At 49.4% G+C, this 16,171-nt stretch carries 16 protein-coding genes, 1 tRNA gene and 1 pseudogene; 11 read left to right on the top strand and 7 right to left on the bottom strand.

Translation table 11 applies throughout. The features are described from left to right. The first annotated feature begins 49 nt into the window (after positions 1–49). Positions 50–2,104 carry a DNA helicase IV gene (helD, locus tag QNN88_RS08060; RefSeq protein ID WP_414239746.1) on the top strand — a complete coding sequence of 685 codons (2,055 nt, stop codon included), beginning with the start codon at positions 50–52 and terminating at the stop codon, positions 2,102–2,104. A gap of 12 nt (positions 2,105–2,116) precedes the next feature. On the opposite strand, the gene mgsA is transcribed toward helD, so the two are convergent. Both mgsA and QNN88_RS08050 read right to left on the bottom strand, forming a co-directional pair. Further along, positions 2,117–2,575 carry a methylglyoxal synthase gene (gene mgsA / locus QNN88_RS08055; RefSeq protein ID WP_414239810.1) on the bottom strand — a complete coding sequence of 153 codons (459 nt, stop codon included), beginning with the start codon at positions 2,573–2,575 and terminating at the stop codon, positions 2,117–2,119. A 93-nt stretch (positions 2,576–2,668) separates the two neighbouring features. Then, entirely contained in the window at positions 2,669–3,331 is a 663-nt protein-coding gene (locus QNN88_RS08050; protein ID WP_414239745.1) for a DUF2057 family protein, read from the bottom strand. Between the two features lie 172 nt (positions 3,332–3,503). On the opposite strand from QNN88_RS08050, the gene QNN88_RS08045 reads away from it, so the two are divergent. Beyond that, the gene (locus QNN88_RS08045; protein ID WP_414239744.1) at positions 3,504–3,917 is read left to right on the top strand and encodes a CoA-binding protein; all 414 of its coding nucleotides are present in this window, start codon (positions 3,504–3,506) and stop codon (positions 3,915–3,917) included. Positions 3,918–3,985: 68 nt separating this feature from the next. Here the strand turns inward: QNN88_RS08045 and hspQ are convergent, their stop codons facing one another. Next, positions 3,986–4,303, bottom strand: a complete 318-nt coding sequence (hspQ, locus tag QNN88_RS08040) for a heat shock protein HspQ (protein ID WP_414239743.1) — start codon at positions 4,301–4,303, stop codon at positions 3,986–3,988. Between the two features lie 57 nt (positions 4,304–4,360). Next, complete coding sequence (gene rlmI, locus QNN88_RS08035; protein ID WP_414239742.1) at positions 4,361–5,551, bottom strand: 23S rRNA (cytosine(1962)-C(5))-methyltransferase RlmI; 1,191 nt, start codon at positions 5,549–5,551, stop codon at positions 4,361–4,363. 94 nt (positions 5,552–5,645) lie between these two features. Here rlmI and yccX point away from each other — a divergent pair, with 94 nt between their 5' ends. Next, a complete protein-coding gene (gene yccX, locus QNN88_RS08030) occupies positions 5,646–5,927 on the top strand; it encodes an acylphosphatase (protein ID WP_414239741.1) in 282 nt (93 codons plus the stop codon). Here yccX and tusE read toward each other — a convergent pair. After that, positions 5,924–6,253: a sulfurtransferase TusE gene (gene tusE, locus QNN88_RS08025; RefSeq protein ID WP_414239740.1), complete on the bottom strand. Its 330-nt coding sequence runs from the start codon at positions 6,251–6,253 to the stop codon at positions 5,924–5,926. The two genes, yccX and tusE, sit on opposite strands and share 4 nt — an antisense overlap. Before the next feature lie 249 nt (positions 6,254–6,502). Beyond that, complete coding sequence (gene yccA, locus QNN88_RS08020) at positions 6,503–7,162, bottom strand: FtsH protease modulator YccA (protein ID WP_012905355.1); 660 nt, start codon at positions 7,160–7,162, stop codon at positions 6,503–6,505. A gap of 274 nt (positions 7,163–7,436) precedes the next feature. Here yccA and QNN88_RS08015 point away from each other — a divergent pair. Continuing rightward, a tRNA-Ser gene (locus tag QNN88_RS08015) sits at positions 7,437–7,524 on the top strand. Between the two features lie 68 nt (positions 7,525–7,592). On the opposite strand, the pseudogene QNN88_RS08010 reads toward QNN88_RS08015, so the two are convergent. Beyond that, positions 7,593–7,757, bottom strand: a pseudogene (locus QNN88_RS08010) (hypothetical protein); the annotation flags it as partial. On the opposite strand from QNN88_RS08010, the gene QNN88_RS08005 reads away from it, so the two are divergent. The 7 genes from QNN88_RS08005 to QNN88_RS07975 all read left to right on the top strand — a co-directional run bounded on the left by QNN88_RS08005 (position 7,711) and on the right by QNN88_RS07975 (position 16,167). Then, positions 7,711–7,938: a tail fiber assembly protein gene (locus tag QNN88_RS08005; RefSeq protein WP_414239739.1), complete on the top strand. Its 228-nt coding sequence runs from the start codon at positions 7,711–7,713 to the stop codon at positions 7,936–7,938. The pseudogene QNN88_RS08010 and the gene QNN88_RS08005 overlap by 47 nt on opposite strands. Before the next feature lie 1,109 nt (positions 7,939–9,047). Further along, positions 9,048–9,608, top strand: a complete 561-nt coding sequence (locus QNN88_RS08000; protein ID WP_414239738.1) for a hypothetical protein — start codon at positions 9,048–9,050, stop codon at positions 9,606–9,608. A 206-nt stretch (positions 9,609–9,814) separates the two neighbouring features. Continuing rightward, positions 9,815–10,375, top strand: coding sequence for a fimbrial protein (locus QNN88_RS07995; protein WP_414239737.1), 561 nt, complete (start codon positions 9,815–9,817; stop codon positions 10,373–10,375). A gap of 91 nt (positions 10,376–10,466) precedes the next feature. Then, positions 10,467–11,183 (top strand): molecular chaperone, encoded by a 717-nt coding sequence (locus QNN88_RS07990; protein ID WP_414239736.1) that lies wholly within the window; start codon positions 10,467–10,469, stop codon positions 11,181–11,183. A 136-nt stretch (positions 11,184–11,319) separates the two neighbouring features. Next, positions 11,320–13,788 carry a fimbria/pilus outer membrane usher protein gene (locus tag QNN88_RS07985; RefSeq protein WP_414239735.1) on the top strand — a complete coding sequence of 823 codons (2,469 nt, stop codon included), beginning with the start codon at positions 11,320–11,322 and terminating at the stop codon, positions 13,786–13,788. Between the two features lie 11 nt (positions 13,789–13,799). Beyond that, positions 13,800–14,981, top strand: coding sequence for a fimbrial protein (locus tag QNN88_RS07980; RefSeq protein ID WP_414239734.1), 1,182 nt, complete (start codon positions 13,800–13,802; stop codon positions 14,979–14,981). A 328-nt stretch (positions 14,982–15,309) separates the two neighbouring features. After that, a complete protein-coding gene (locus tag QNN88_RS07975; protein WP_414239733.1) occupies positions 15,310–16,167 on the top strand; it encodes an SdiA-regulated domain-containing protein in 858 nt (285 codons plus the stop codon). The last annotated feature ends 4 nt before the right edge of the window (positions 16,168–16,171 follow it).

The following is a 16,171-nucleotide window of genomic DNA, read 5'->3' as shown; positions in this document are numbered from 1 at the left end:
CTGGCGGTTACACTGAGAAGAAATACGCTTTGTCTGGATTGGCTAAGTCATGGAACTGAAAGCAACGTCTCTTGGAAAACGTCTGGCGCAACACCCTTACGATCGGGCGGTGATCCTTAATGCCGGCATTAAAGTGTCGGGCGATCGCCATGAGTATCTCATTCCCTTCAATCAGTTACTGGCAATTCACTGCAAGCGCGGGCTGGTGTGGGGCGAGCTGGAATTTGTGCTGCCGAACGAAAAAGTGGTGCGGCTACATGGTACTGAATGGGCAGAAACCCAGCGCTTCCATCACCATCTGAATTCCCGCTGGCAGCAATGGAGCCAGGAAATGAGCGACGTGGCGGCCGGTGTCCTGCAAGAGCAACTGGATTTGATTGCGGCCCGTACGGGGCAAAATGCCTGGCTGACGCGCGAGCAGACGACAGGGTTACAGCAGCAGATCCTGCGTGCGTTTGCTGCGTTGCCGCTGCCGGTGAATCGGCTGGAAGAGTTTGATAACTGTCGCGATGCGCTGCGACAGTGCCAGGCGTGGCTGAAAGATATTGAAGCCTGTCGCCTGAAGCATAACCAGGCGTATACCGAAACAATGTTGACGGAATACGCCGGTTTCTTCCAGCAGGTGGAGTCGTCGCCGCTCAATCCGGCTCAGGCCAGAGCGGTGGTTAATGGCGAGCATTCTTTGCTGGTGCTGGCTGGCGCGGGTAGCGGTAAAACATCCGTGCTGGTGGCGCGTGCGGGTTGGTTGCTGGCGCGGGGGGAAGCGGCTGCAGAACAGATCCTGCTGCTGGCTTTTGGGCGCAAAGCGGCGCAGGAGATGGATGAGCGCATCCGCGAGCGGTTGCATACCGAAGAGATAACGGCGCGGACGTTTCATGCCCTGGCGCTGCATATCATCCAGCAGGGCAGCAAAAAAGTGCCGACCATCAGTAAGCTTGAAAATGACACCGCCGCGCGAAATAAATTGTTCATCAGCACCTGGCGTCAGCAATGCAGCGAGAAAAAAGCGCAGGCGAAGGGCTGGCGACAGTGGCTGGAAGAGGAGATGCAGTGGACGGTGACGGAAGGTAATTTCTGGGACGATGAAAAACTACAGCGGCGTCTGGCCTCGCGTCTGGATCGCTGGGTGAGCCTGATGCGCATGCATGGCGGAGCCCAGGCGGAGATGATCGCCAGCGCACCGGAGGCGATTCGGGATCTGTTTGGAAAGCGCGTGAAGCTGATGGCGCCATTGCTGAAGGCCTGGAAAAGTGCGCTGAAAGCGGAAAACGCCGTCGATTTTTCTGGTCTGATTCATCAGGCCATTGTGATTCTGGAAAAAGGGCGTTTTGTCAGTCCGTGGAAGCATATTCTGGTGGATGAATTTCAGGATATCTCCCCGCAGCGTGCGGCGTTGCTGGCAGCACTACGTAAGCAAAACAGCCATACCACGCTGTTTGCCGTCGGCGATGACTGGCAGGCCATTTATCGTTTTAGCGGCGCGCAGCTTTCATTAACGACCACGTTCCACCAGACATTTGGTGAAGGCGACCGTTGCGATCTCGACACTACCTACCGCTTCAACAACCGCATTGGCGAAATCGCTAACCGCTTTATTCAGCAGAATCCGCATCAGCTGAAGAAACCGCTTAACAGCCTGACGACGGGCGACAAAAAAGCCGTCACGCTGCTGGACGACACACAACTGGATGCGTTACTCGATAAACTGTCGGGTTACGCAAAGACTGACGAACGTATTGTGGTGTTAGCGCGTTATCACCATCTGAAACCGGCCAGTCTCGAAAAGGCGGCCACCCGCTGGCCGAAGCTGCAGCTTGATTTCATGACCATCCACGCCAGTAAGGGACAACAGGCAGATTACGTCATCATTGTAGGTTTACAGGAAGGTAGCGACGGTTTCCCGGCGCCAGCGCGTGAATCCATAATGGAAGAGGCATTGCTGCCGGTCGTGGAAGATTACCCTGACGCCGAAGAGCGACGTTTGCTTTATGTGGCGTTGACCCGCGCCCGCCATCGGGTTTGGGTCCTGTACAATAAAGATAATCCATCGCGCTTTGTGGATGTTCTCAAAGACCTGGACGTACCGGTCGCGAGAAAACCCTGAGACACGGTCGATTTACTTGAGGCGTTCTGCCAGATAACGCGCATAATCCGGGATCAGCACGTCAACATCATCATTGAAGTGCGGCGACTGGATGATGAAATCCGCAGTGGCGACGTTGGTGGCGACAGGGATATTCCAGACGGTCGCCAGACGCAGTAGCGCTTTCACATCCGGGTCGTGCGGAACGGCGTTTAGCGGATCCCAGAAGAAAATCAGCACATCAATTTTCCCTTCAGAAATCAATGCGCCGACCTGCTGATCGCCGCCCATCGGGCCGCTCAGCATGGCGTTAACGTCCATACCCGTCGCGCGCTGAATGAGATTTCCGGTCGTCCCGGTGGCGTAGAGCACATGTTTTTCCAGCAACGGCTGGTGGCGTTCTACCCAGCTCATCAACATCTTTTTGCAGTGATCGTGTGCAACCAGCGCAATGTGCTTACGCGCCGGCAAAGTGCGAGTCGTCAGTTCCATCATTCAGTTCCATTGTGGGTTTTGCTACAGAGTACTGAATGTGTCTGATGCTGCAAGAGAAAGACGAAAAAAAAGCCGGACGCGTCGAGGACATCAGGAAGAGGGTTGTTTCTCCGCCCACTGCAGAAAAGTACTGCGTGTCCGGGGATCCGCCTGGCGAAACCAGTACTTCAGACGCTGTTCTGTGAGCGTCTGAGATTGCGGCGGGATGGTATCGAGTTCTGAAACGCCCGAAAGCAGGGTGCTGTCGTCGGCCATCATCGTGGCAAACTGAGGTAAAGAGGCGCGTTTTGCCGATTTATTGTAGCGCTCCGTTTCTGCCTCAAAATCCATGGTTTTGCTTTTAGAGGTAATGGCGAGAATATCCAGTTGGACGGGGATCGGCATTGCATCGCCATCCAGCAATTCCAGACGCGGAGCGGCATCGAAGTGGCTGGCTTCACGGTCGCTTTCCAGACGTGGAAGGTGAAAATTAACCTGGTCCACACGCTGGGTGTTAAAACTGATCACCAGCGGCGGGGAAATGTAGAGCTGTTCTTCATGGCTGGACAGACGGATAGTCTTCTCAACCCGAAAAACGAGCTGGTGTGGGCCATTGTCGAGTTCAATGCTGTCCGCGCCACGCAGAAGTGAACTGGAGACTTTTTTACCATCCAGTACCAGTAGATCGATATCGGTTGAAAGGCGGAGAGTGGTAGCAAAAACCGTGACCGGCAAACAGAGGGCAATCATCAGGGTCACTGTGCCGGTTTTCATAGGGTTCTCCTGTCCAAAGACCGCCGGGTAAGAATGTATCAAAATTTTTCGATAATCATGTTTACTAACATATAGACATATTTTGGCGTTTTGCTCTCATACTTACGGGTGGGACGCATGGTTGGGTTGTCAGGATTGTCGTACACTTTGCAAAACAGCCTGGAGAATGATGATGAAAGAGACCGATATTGCTGGCATTTTGACCTCGACCCGTACCATTGCACTGGTTGGCGCAAGCGATAAACCTGACCGTCCAAGCTACCGCGTGATGAAGTATTTACTCGATCAGGGCTACCACGTCATTCCGGTATCCCCCAAGGTTGCCGGGAAGACGCTGTTAGGTCAGCAGGGCTATGCGACCCTGGCCGACGTACCGGAAAAAGTGGATATGGTGGATGTGTTCCGCAATTCCGAAGCGGCATGGGGCGTTGCCCAGGAAGCGATAGCAATTGGCGCGAAAACGCTGTGGATGCAGTTGGGTGTGATCAATGAGCAGGCGGCGGTGTTGGCGCGCGAAGCGGGAATGACAGTCGTGATGGATCGCTGTCCTGCCATCGAGATCCCACGGCTGGGGTTGGCGAAGTAAGTCGACGGGCCTGATGGCCGAAAAGAAACAGGCCCGATAAGCAATACGCCATCGGGCCTTAGCAAGGATCAGTTGCGCAGACGAGGCGCCTGCAACTGTCTACGGATGGTCTGAGCAAGCTCATCCATCGAAGGCTGTTCCGGATGCTCGTCTTGCGTTTCGCTGCTAAGCTGCGCCTCCGCAAGATAGGTATGCACCGGACGACCGTCATCATCTTCCATCACCACGTGATACCACGGAGCAGCGCGAAGCTCGTCGTTGACCGCCAACTCATCAGGTGACGGGTCTGCAAGCGAATAGACCGGGTCGATATCCACGACCACTCCGAGATATCCTAACAGGGAATGGCGGACCTGCTGGCCGATACCGAATTTGCTGGCAATCATAGTCACCTCCCGGGAAATCATTACTCTCGATATGAGGGTAAAATTCCACTTTTCAAGTTACATGACGCGACAGGCAAACCCTTTGAGATACAGCCCTTCCGGGTAGGTAGCGATCACCGGATGATCGGCGGCCTGACGGAACTGCTCTATAAATTGTACATCACGACCCGCATCTATTGCGGCATCGGCGATGATTTTCTGAAATAAATCTGTTGTCATCAGGCCGGAACAAGAGAATGTCAACAGCACGCCCCCTGGGTTCAGCAACTGGATCGCCAGCATGTTGATATCTTTATAGCCCCGGCATGCGCCCATCAACTGGCTTTTGTTTTCGACAAACTTCGGTGGATCCATCACGATGACATCAAACGTCTCACCACGATCGCGATAGGCGCGTAACAGTTTAAAGACGTCGTCGCGGACAAATTCAGCTTTGCTGAGATCGAGTTTGTTCAGTTCGATGTTCTGTTTCGCAATATCCAGCGCTTCCTGGGAGGTATCGACGCTGATCACCTGACGGCAACCGCCCATCAGCGCAGAAACGGCAAAACCCCCGGTGTAGGAGAAACAATTGAGCACCCGCTGATTTTCGACATACCGGCGCGTTGCCAGACGACTGTCACGCTGATCGAGGTAATAACCGGTTTTATGGCCACCCTGAATGTCCACCAGCAGCTTCATACCGTGCTCTTCAATGGGCAGCAGAGCAGGGGGGAGCTCACCGGTGACCGGACCTTGCGTCAGCTCCATTCCCTCTTTTTTACGCACCGCGACATCGCTACGGTCATAAATCGCACATTCCGGGTAGAGCGCTTGCAGCGCGCTAATCAATGCGGCACGCTGATATTCCGCGCCGGCGCTGAGCAGTTGCAGCACCAGAAAATTGCCAAAGCGGTCGATGGTTACGCCCGGCAAACCGTCGGATTCACCTGCGATCAGACGATAGCTGTCCAGACCGTCTTTTTTCGCCAGCCAGTCGCGCCATTGTTGCGCCTGTTGCAGACGGCGGGTGAAGAAGGCGATATCGACAGACTCGTTCTTGTCGAAAGTCCAGACGCGTGCGCGGATTTGCGACGCCGGTGAAAAGGCGCCACGGGCTAACCATTTACCCTGATGGTCAACAATGTCGATGGTTTCACCGAGGCTGGCCTTACCTTCCATGCGGGCAACGGCACCGGAAAAGACCCATGGGTGGCGGCGAAGTAATGATTTTTCGCGCCCTTTGGCTAACACTAAACGTACACTCATAATTAACGGTTCTGTCGAATCAAAGAAATGGGCGCCATTGTCCTGAGTTTTACCCGGATTTGCAACGCGCCCGAGGATGTGTAGGAGAATAACAATGTCGAGAGTCTGCATTATCGCGTGGGTTTATGGCCGGGTTCAGGGCGTAGGATTTCGCTATACCACCCAGCATGAGGCGCGGCGCCTGGGTTTAACGGGCTATGCGAGGAACAGGGATGATGGCAGCGTGGAAGTGGTTGCCAGCGGCGAAGCGGAGCAGGTCGATAAATTACTGAAGTGGCTCAAAGACGGCGGCCCGCGTTCTGCCCGGGTAGACAGAGTCCTGAGTGAGCCGCACCGCCCTCGTGAGGAGTTTACCGGCTTTAGTATTCGCTATTAAATACACTTCACCGGTTTTGGCAGGCCAGCAATTTTGGTGGCCTGTTTAGCCGGACCTTTCGGGAACAGACGATACAGATAACGGCTGTTGCCTTTCTCCTCGCCAAACTTATTCGCCATCGCTTTGACCAGCATACGAATCGCAGGCGAGGTATTAAACTCCAGATAAAAGTCGCGTACAAAACGCACCACTTCCCAGTGTTCCGGGGAGAGGGTAATTCCTTCTTTTTCAGCAATGACTACCGCCATCGCTTCGCTCCACTGTGCGCTATCTTTCAGATAGCCGTCGGTGTCGGTAGCGATTTCTTTACCTTCAAAGATCAACATAATTCTTCACTGCGTTAGACAACCTGGCGGCAGTTTACCAAAAAACAAAGCCCCGCATAAGCGGGGCCGGGAGGGATGACAAACCTTATTACAATACCGGACAAGCAGAGGTCACCCCATTAAAAACCTGGAAAATCAATTCATTGATTTTCGGCTGATAACCACAAAGGAGGAAAAACCACGTTTTTCCTCCTTTGTCATTCGTCTTAGCCCCGCATAAGCGGGGCCGGGAGGGATGTTTGGTTGCTTTTAATCGCGGCTGGCGAAGCCCAGGATGCTGAGCAGGCTGACAAAGATGTTGTACAGTGAAACATAGAGGCTAACCGTTGCGCGAATGTAGTTAGTCTCACCGCCACGAATGATGTTGCTGGTTTCAAACAGGATTGCGCCTGAAGAAATCAGGATAAACACCGCGCTGATCGCCAGGTGCAGCGCCGGCAGTTGCAGGAAGATGTTAGCAACCATACCAATCAGGACGACCACAATACCGGCCATCAGCATACCGCCGAGGAAGGACATATCCTTGCGGGTCGTCAGCACATAGGCGGAGCAGCAGAAGAAGACCAGCGCGGTACCGCCCAGAGCCATACCGATCACGTCGCCCATGCCTGCGGACAGGTAAGCGTTCAGAATCGGCCCAAGGATGTAACCCAGGAAGCCAGTGAAGGCGAACGCGGAAATAATACCGCTTGGCTTGTTTGCCGTTTTATAGGTCAGGAACATCAGCCCGTACATACCCACCAGTGTCAGAATCAGACCTGGAGAAGGCAGCATCAGCACGGTGCTGGCGGTGGCCGTGATCGCCGAAAATGCCAGCGTCAGGCTCAACAGGAAATAGGTATTGCGCAGCACTTTGTGCGTGCTGAGTAGCGATGTACGGTCATGTGATGAACTAACAATACGATCCATGAGTCACTCTCTTATGACAGATGTAATTAATGATGGAGGATAATGAAAACACAGGCGTGCACCCAGCGCTTTTACCCATCTTTACTCATTTGATCTAAATCAGGTTTCATCGTGGATGACGGTGAATGGCTGATAAAGTATGACTGTTATGCTGAATAAATGGTCAATCTGTTGTTATTTCAGGCAATTAATAGCATTTTGACTGTTTTTCAGGCAAACGAACACTTTCGGGCTTTACACGGCGCATCGGGATGTTTATAGTGCGCCTCATTCCGGAAGTGTGGCCGAGCGGTTGAAGGCACCGGTCTTGAAAACCGGCGACCCGAAAGGGTTCCAGAGTTCGAATCTCTGCGCTTCCGCCAGATTAAACAAGGGGTTACCGAAAGCTAACCCCTTTGTTTTTTTGGCTTTTGGTATACCAGTGGTATATTCACTGGGTATATTTCCCCGTACAGCCAATGATATCAGTCATCTTTTTCATCATCGGGATGTCCATCCCTGGTGAAATTTTAACCCTTCTGTCATAGGTCACAACCTGGTTTTCGGTCATGTGCCCACTGAACAATTGTTTCTCCTTACTACTCCCTCCAAAATCAGCCATTGCACAAGCTGAAGCCGTGAACGCGGGACTGATGGCAGATGCAGAGCGAGTTATCTCGCCGCTTAAGAGGGCTATAAAGTTCGGCATCACAACGAGTGATGTAGCGATAAAGGTGGAAGTAGGGGAAATGTACACGGTGAAATTAAACTGTGTAGATCCTTCAAAACCGGCCTGACCGTAAAAGCCGAAAAGCCAGGGCAAGAAGAAATTTTTTCTCAGAAATTCATAACGGTTTTAACTCCTGTCAAAAATCTCTTAATCCAACCATTAAGAAAAAACACTGTATACACAAGGATTTTTCACCAAATATTGGCTCGTCAACTGCAGCTGTTCGCACAGTCATAACCACTTTTCCGCCTGGATTTGGTCATCCCCTTATCGCTGTACAGCCACAGGAGTCGGGGTCCCTTTATCTTATCTCTATTTGTCTGCGCTGTGAGATGTTGTGAAAGTCAGGGGCAGGCCGAGGATATCTTTGATTAGGTAGCAATGTTTTTAATGCAAAACGGCACCACTGTGCTTGTGTAGAACAATCTCCTGATTTTTATGAGAGTGTCTGATCTATGAGGCACGAAACAATCTCATAAATTCTGGGTCATGCATTTATTAAAAAAAAGCCAAGTAAATTCTTCATTCTGTAAAAGTTATTTTTTGAGAATATTCCTTGTAATGTTAATGCTCTTAACAATAATGGTGATCAGGATCACGTAATCAAAAGTTTTTTTTGGGTGATTATTCTTAGGCTTCGACAGCAGCGAAGATTAATGCTCCGGGAAAATATCATTTTACAGATGGTATGATTAGGAATAATCACTTAATTATTCAGAAATTTCTCTCATCAATAATGAATTTTTATATGTAAATGCTAACGTCTACTTAATGAATTTCATTTAATAGATGTTTAACATTATTATGATCCAGGCACCAGGATTCCTCCCCATCTTAACAGTTGAAAATGTTTCCCTTAACAGCATTTTATCTTGACTAATTGTAATCTTATGCTGTTTATGTATGTCTCTGTTTGTTTTTGTTTTGTTTATTAATGAGTTATTGTGAATAAAGCAACAACAGTGATATTCAATTCACTGAATATGTTAGCAATATTAACTGTAGTAATTGTTGCGAAATTAATTTAAGTTGATAGCTAAAGCCTATTAAAAGAAATGAAATGGCAGGTCCAAAACGATTAAACATTATAAAAAAAAGTCCGGTAAGATGGCCACAAGTCAAATGGAAGTCTAATTAATTTTTTAGTGCATCATTAAATGGATGATGAGGTGGCCAATGAAGTACTGGTTTATTTCTGATGATGTTTTCTTTCTTAAATCACTTGAGCTGATAACTGAAGAGCGATATCAAGAATTAGCTTTTATCGATTTGAATAAACAATGGGCAGGAATACAACCAGCTGCAAATGATATTGTTGTTGTTACAGTTGATAACAACCATCTTCGCAGTTGCTTTCTTAAAATACCGACATTGCTATCAACCAAAATGATTGTCCTCGTTGACATCCCTTTAACACATTGGGGAACACGTTATTCTTTTCCCTGTTTATTATCCAAAAAAATGAGAAAAAAGGAACTTATCAATATACTTGATAACGCAGAAAGTATTCCTGTGCGACGTAAAATAACATCACTACGTGCAGTGGATATATTCACTCAGCTAAGCTATGGGGGATCAGTGCATGAAATAACAAGACCCCCAGGATTAACTACAAAGTCAATCTACCGAATAAAGCGTAAAATGTTGCAGGAGTATGGGCTAACACAATGCAATTCCGTCGGAGTATTGATATGTCGCGACCTGTTGTTAATGTCAAATTTACTCGCCAGTCACTGAGTTAAATAATCAAAGGATATATTCGCTGGTCTTTTTGACGGGCGAGCTGTATTCATTCACTGTCGTTGGAATATAAAAATGACTGATAATTATTTTGTTAAAATATAACAAGATATTGTCAATGGTATTCTGATGACGATGGATGGTGAAATACCTGCAGGATATTACCAGCGGGTGATTTTTATTAATAAATGGAGTTTTAAAATATGAAACTGAATCGTCTGTTGCTAACTACGCTGGTTTCCTCTGCACTGCTGTCTACCAGTGCCCTGGCTGCTGATACTGGCACAATCACGTTCAACGGAGCCATTACGGATAGTACCTGTAATGTCAGTATTGAAGGCGGTGGCGCTGACGCAACTGTAACCCTGCCAACGGTGTCTGCTTCTTCATTACAAACTGCTGGCGATGATAACGGGAAAACGCGTTTCAACATGGCTTTGAGCGGTTGTACTGGCACTGCACTCAATACGGCTAAGGCCTTCTTCCAACCGGGTAATACCGTAGACAGCGCAACGGGTCGTTTACTCAACACAGACCTGACTGGAGCGGAGTATGTAAGCCTGCAATTACGTGACGGCTCTGACGATAGCGTGATCAATGTAGGTGATCAGAGCCAGACAGGTACATCTGCTATCGGTTATGTGGATATTTCTGCTGGCTCCGCAACACTTCCTTACTTTGTTGAGTACTACGCCGAGGCAAGCAACTCAGTCACACCAGGAGCAGTAACCTCACAGGTTACCTACAACCTGGATTACCAATAATTCCGACCTACTGAGATAAGCAACTGAACATTAATCCTTAGCATCAACCTTTCGGGGGGGGCAATGCTCCCCCGCTTTACACGGAGTGTATATGGATTTTTCTGCGAAATACTGGTCCGGCTCAGCACTCTCTTTGGTCGCTGCATTGTTCAGTGCGCCGGCAAATTCCGGAGTAGTAATAGACGGAACTCGGGTTATCTACCCTTCTGATTCACGTGAAATTACCGTGAAGCTAACTAACATGGGAAAACGTCCCGTACTGGTTCAAAGCTGGCTAGATACCGGCGATTCGAAAGCGACGCCGGACAGGATCGTTACCCCTTTTGTACTGACCCCACCGATTAACCGGGTAGAGGCTGGAAAAGGCCAGTCGCTACGCATTAGCGCTATGAATACTTCAGCCCTGCGCCAGGATCGAGAGTCAATCTGGTGGCTCAATGTTCTTGAAATTCCGGCAAAACCAGAGAAGCAGATCTCCTCACAGGATAACTACCTGCAACTGGCTGTGCGTTCACGTATTAAATTTTTCTACCGTCCGGCGGCTGTAAATAAAACCAGCCCAGCAGAGACGGTGAAGCAACTGACCTGGACACAGGGTAGCAATGGTCTCACGGTAAAAAACCCAACACCGTTTTACTTCTCTTTAACCAGCATCACTCTCGGTGGGAAAAAAATAGAGGCGGGAATGGTATCGCCTATGGATCACAGGACTTATAGCAATATTCGCGCCACACCAGGAAACACGATTATCGCTACCTGGATAGATGACTACGGTGCCTCCCGTGAGCAGGAGTACATCGTGAAATAACGGACAATGCAGTGCGGAGTGTGCTGCAACGGTCATGTGCCGGAAGGGTCTGGCACATCAATTTAACTAAAACGTATCAGATGACCAACCTGAGGTTACCATGCAGGGATTTGTGTATCCGGGGAAACGCACCCTTTTGTCACTTGCTATCGCAATGACGGTTAGCCTGCCTGTTGCAGCACAAGCTACGCAAGAAGAAGAGGTACAGTTCGATCCATCCTTTCTTTCCATGGGCAGTGATGCCCCGCTGGATCTAGAACGTTTTGCACGTGGAGGCTCCGCTACTCCAGGGACGTTTCGCACTCGTATCTTTCTTAACGACCAGATACAGACAACGGAGAATGTGACTTTCCGCGAGCTCGCCGATAAAAGTGTGGAGCCCTGCCTGACGCCAGCATTACTGGCCCAGTTGCCGCTGAAATTATCGGAAAATGTAATGAGTGCACAGTGTGTTGATTTAAAAGCACTCATTCCTCAGGCTCAAGCCTTTTTTGACAGCAGCGATCAGTCTCTTCAGCTAAGCGTACCGCAGATGTATGTTGACCGAATGCCACGAGGCGCAGTCCCTCCCTCGGCATGGGACAGCGGAGTTCCGGCGGCACTGCTCGGCTATAACTTTAATGCTTATAACAGCGACGGATATAAAACCAGCTATCGCAGTATGTACAGTTCGCTAAACGGAGGAATTAACCTCGGCGGCTGGTATTTCCGTCATACCGGCAACTGGACATGGAATGACGATACCGGTAGCGACTACCAGGACATCAACACCTACATTCAACGCGACATTCCGCAGATCAAAGGACGGATTCTTGGTGGCCGAACGAATACCTCAGGGCGACTTTTCGACACGCTGCCGTTCACCGGACTTATGTTGGAAAGCGATGATCGAATGGAACCCATGTCACGTCGTGGCTATGCGCCGGAAATCCGTGGAATCGCACGAACAAACGCAAAAGTAACGGTGCGACAAAATGGGGCCGTGCTATATGAGACGACGGTTAGCCCCGGTGAATTTGTGATCGATGATTTGTATCCAACAGGATATGGCGGCGATTTGGATGTCGTTGTACGCGAGGCTGACGGAACGGAGCAGAATTTTAAAGTGCCATTCTCATCAGTAACACAGTTACTTCGCCCAGGGCAGTCTCGCTATGAACTGGTTGGCGGCGAGCTTAATGTGCCCTCACTACGAGATGACCCAATGCTCGTACAGGGGACATGGCAATACGGGCTAACCAACCGCTTCACTGTCTATGGGGGCGTACAGGGGAGCGAACATTATCTGGCCGGACAAGTCGGGAGTGGGTTCGCTACGCCTGTGGGGGCATTCAGTTTTGACGTAACCCACGCCCGTACCGAACTGGGTAACCGTTCGCAGGATGGCAGTACGCTTAATGGAGAAAGCTATCGGCTGAGTTACAGCAAGAATATTACCGAGACACAAAGCAATTTCTCCCTGGCGGCATACCGCTTCTCCACAGAACACTACATGGATTATCTGACAGCAATGCAAACACGAGACATCATGGAGAGAGGGTATGACAACAACACTATACGTCGGACGAAAAGTCGTTACACGCTGACGGCCAGTCAAGGACTGGCTGGCTGGGGACAACTGTATATCAGTGCATCAATACAGAACTACTGGAATGCGTCGGGTACCGACAAACAGTATCAGTTGGGCTACAACAACACATGGAATCGCGTGACGTACGGTATCAGTGGAGCCCGAAGTTACGATCAAATTGGGAAAAAGCAAGATACCATCATGCTGACGCTGAGTATGCCATTGGGCAACCAATCGGGGGCGCCAACAGGGCGTATGAACTACACGAATAACAGCGATGGGCGTAATGCATGGCAGGCAGGGGTCAGTGGCAGTGCCGGACGAGAGAGTCAGATGAGCTACGGTCTGACGGCAACAACGGCTGATAGCGGAAGAGGAAACAGTATGGCAGCGAATGGACAATATCGCACGCCAGTGACGACATTGACCGGTAGCCTGAGTGCAGGTAAGCACTACACAACAGCGTCGGCTGGGCTAAGTGGAACATTGATTGGGCACGGTGGAGGAGTGACGTTGAGTCCGTATCAGGGTGACACCTTTGCTTTAGTTGAAGCGAAAGGGGCTGAAGGCGCTAAGGTCAGTGGACATTCTGGCATCTATATTGACCGGTTTGGCTTCGCGGTAGTGCCCTATCTCAATCCGTATCAGTTGAATGAAGTGGCGATTGATCTTGCCGGGACTGCGGATGGAGTGGAACTGGAAAATACAGCCCAGAAGGTGGCGCCGAAGGATCTGGCGATTGTGAAGTTAAGTTATAGCGCCCGGCGTGGTCGCCCACTACTGATAACAGCGACACAGCGAGGCGAACCCGTACCGTTCGGTGCTGAAGCCCGTGACGATAAAAACAACGTTGTAGGTTACGTGGGGCAAGGAGGGCAGATATACGCGCGTGTTGAGGAAGATAGTGGAACATTGAGTATCCGGTGGGGACGCAACAATGATCAGCAATGCCGGGTGCCTTACAGTCTGAGTCCGGTCAATGAGAAAGCGCGAAGTACGACTCTACAGGAATTTCGTGCAGTGTGCGGTCAGTGAGGGATAAAAAGATGAAAGAAAAGATAAAGAATGGAATGACGAATTTTAAACTGACCGGCCTGATGGGACTCATATTACTGAGTGGAATGCTCACACCTGAAAATGCTCAGGCGACTTGTTCTCTGGAAAGCGGAAATGGGACAGTAAACGGGAATACTCCTCTAATTCAGCCAGTAGCCTTGACCGCACCTTTCAGTATCACTCGGCTAACGGGTTCCTCTGAAGCGACTGGAACTCCCTTGTATTCTGGTGAAATTATTCCCTATCTGAATGCAAGGGTATCCTGTACTTCGCCCATGGTGGCAAATGGTATAGTGGAAGTCTACGAGTACGAAAGCGCTCCTTTGGGATTATGGGCGGGTGATATTGGGATGTACAGTGGTAAAATCTACAATACGGGACTTGATGGTGTGGGGCTTGTCGTTGTGGAGATTGGCAATGAAAATAATGTTGCGCCGATGGAGAGGGTTATCCCTATCGGCAGTGGTACCACTAGCGCATCAATGACAGGTATGAATTTCGTTTATTATAGACTGATCAAAACAGGACCACTGTCTTATGGCACTATTGACGGCTCGCAACTACCTGTCCTGAAATATCATCTTCGAATCGATGACGGTACGATCAGCAAAATTGACGTTTTCAGTGTTAATTTTTCAGGAATTATCTCTGTAAATAAACCTACCTGCCACGCCACAGAGACAGACAAGGTTGTGCAATTAGGAACCTGGGATAAAAATAGTTTTGCGAATGTAGGCGACGCGAGTAGTTGGGTGGACAGCAGTCTGAACATGGTTTGCGATGACGCGTTCTACGGTTCAGGGGGGGAGTACAATTTCATGTTTGAAAATGATTCTGATGGCAATGTTTTCATATCATCTTCAGATAGCAAGGCAAACAGCAGTAATGTCTGGGGAGTTCGATTCACTTCATCAACTGGCTTGATTGACGCCACGCAAGGGATTATCGCACTTGATAGCAGCAACGGAGATAATGCGACTGGTGTTGGTATCCAGCTTTCCGCTTCCACGAATGTTGCTGGGATAGTTGACCTGACTACGGGGTGGAGTGGCACCATCGGATTGGGTAGCTCAGCCTTTCGCGTCCCCATTTATGCCCGCTATATCCGCACTGGCGATATTACCGCCGGTAGCGCTAATGGTAAGGTGATCTATACCGTGGATTATCAATAACGTCATTATAAATGGTGCGAGACTAACGTATTATTACGCTGACACGTTTTAAAATTCGAGTGTTTGTCTGACGATAGCGCTTTAACCGATTTCCTGAAGGCGATTAAATAAGGTGTAGGGAACAAAGCTTCTCCGCCATTCCGATTACCTGATTGTGTGTAATCTGGGCATATATTGATTTCTTATGTCCGGGTTACGCATGTGTTATTTCCTGATAGGTGTTCGTAATAATTCTTTGTCCTGTGTGAACTTGCAGTTTTGTCTATTGCTTATGCCATTTTTGTGACTATAACTATTTTTTGATATGAAAATTCCTGTCATATATTTCATGCGCGCAACAATCTTTATTGCGCTTGTTTTTTCTGCTTTTCTTTATATAAGAGAAGATATTCTGTACCTATACCGGTTATATGAAAGATATCACGACACGCCTTCAGCACTGAATTTACGTGCATATGTGGCAGACATCGAAGGAAAAGAGGTTAAAGGCGTTAAGGATAATTTGTCGGGGCTGACCTGGTCAGATAAACACAGACTGCTTTTTTCTGTGGTTAATAAACCGCCGCAAGTGGTCTGGCTTACACCCGAAGGTGAGCGGACTGGCAGTCTGTCCATACCTGATATTACGGACCTGGAAGCGGTGGAGTGGATAGGAGATAACCTCTTCCTGGTAGGCAGTGAGAAAGAGGGGAGTGCCTGGTTGTTAAACATAGACATACTAAAAGGAACTTACCAACTTCTTTCGTATATGTCGCTAAAAGGCTATACCCGACCCGGCAATAAAGGTCTGGAAGGGCTTGCCTGGGATAAAGAGAACCAGGTGCTATTTGCGGCAAAAGAGAAAAAGCCGGTAATAATAAGCCGGGTGGACGTTCAGAGCGAGGAAAACAGTGTCTCGACGTTACAAACGTCTGCCACATCGTCCGTCAGGGATGTGTCAGGGTTGCATTACCACTCCTCAACGGCCTCCCTTCTGGTACTGTCTGATGTATCAGGAAAAGTACTGGAAATAAACAGTGAAGGGCGGGTGACCGATCGCCTGTATCTGAATGCCGGATGGGCAGGATTGGCAGAGGATATTCCCCAGGCAGAAGGGATTGCTCTTGATGACGTAGGTAATTTGTATATTGTGAGTGAACCTAACTTGTTTTACCGTTTCACCAAAAAACAAAATCGCAGGACATGAGTTC

Origin of the sequence: Citrobacter sp. ANG330 (assembly GCF_047467925.1) — a bacterium.
GTDB classification, from domain to species: Bacteria; Pseudomonadota; Gammaproteobacteria; order Enterobacterales; family Enterobacteriaceae; genus Citrobacter_A; species Citrobacter_A amalonaticus_G.
This window is presented reverse-complemented; position numbering and strand designations above follow the sequence as displayed.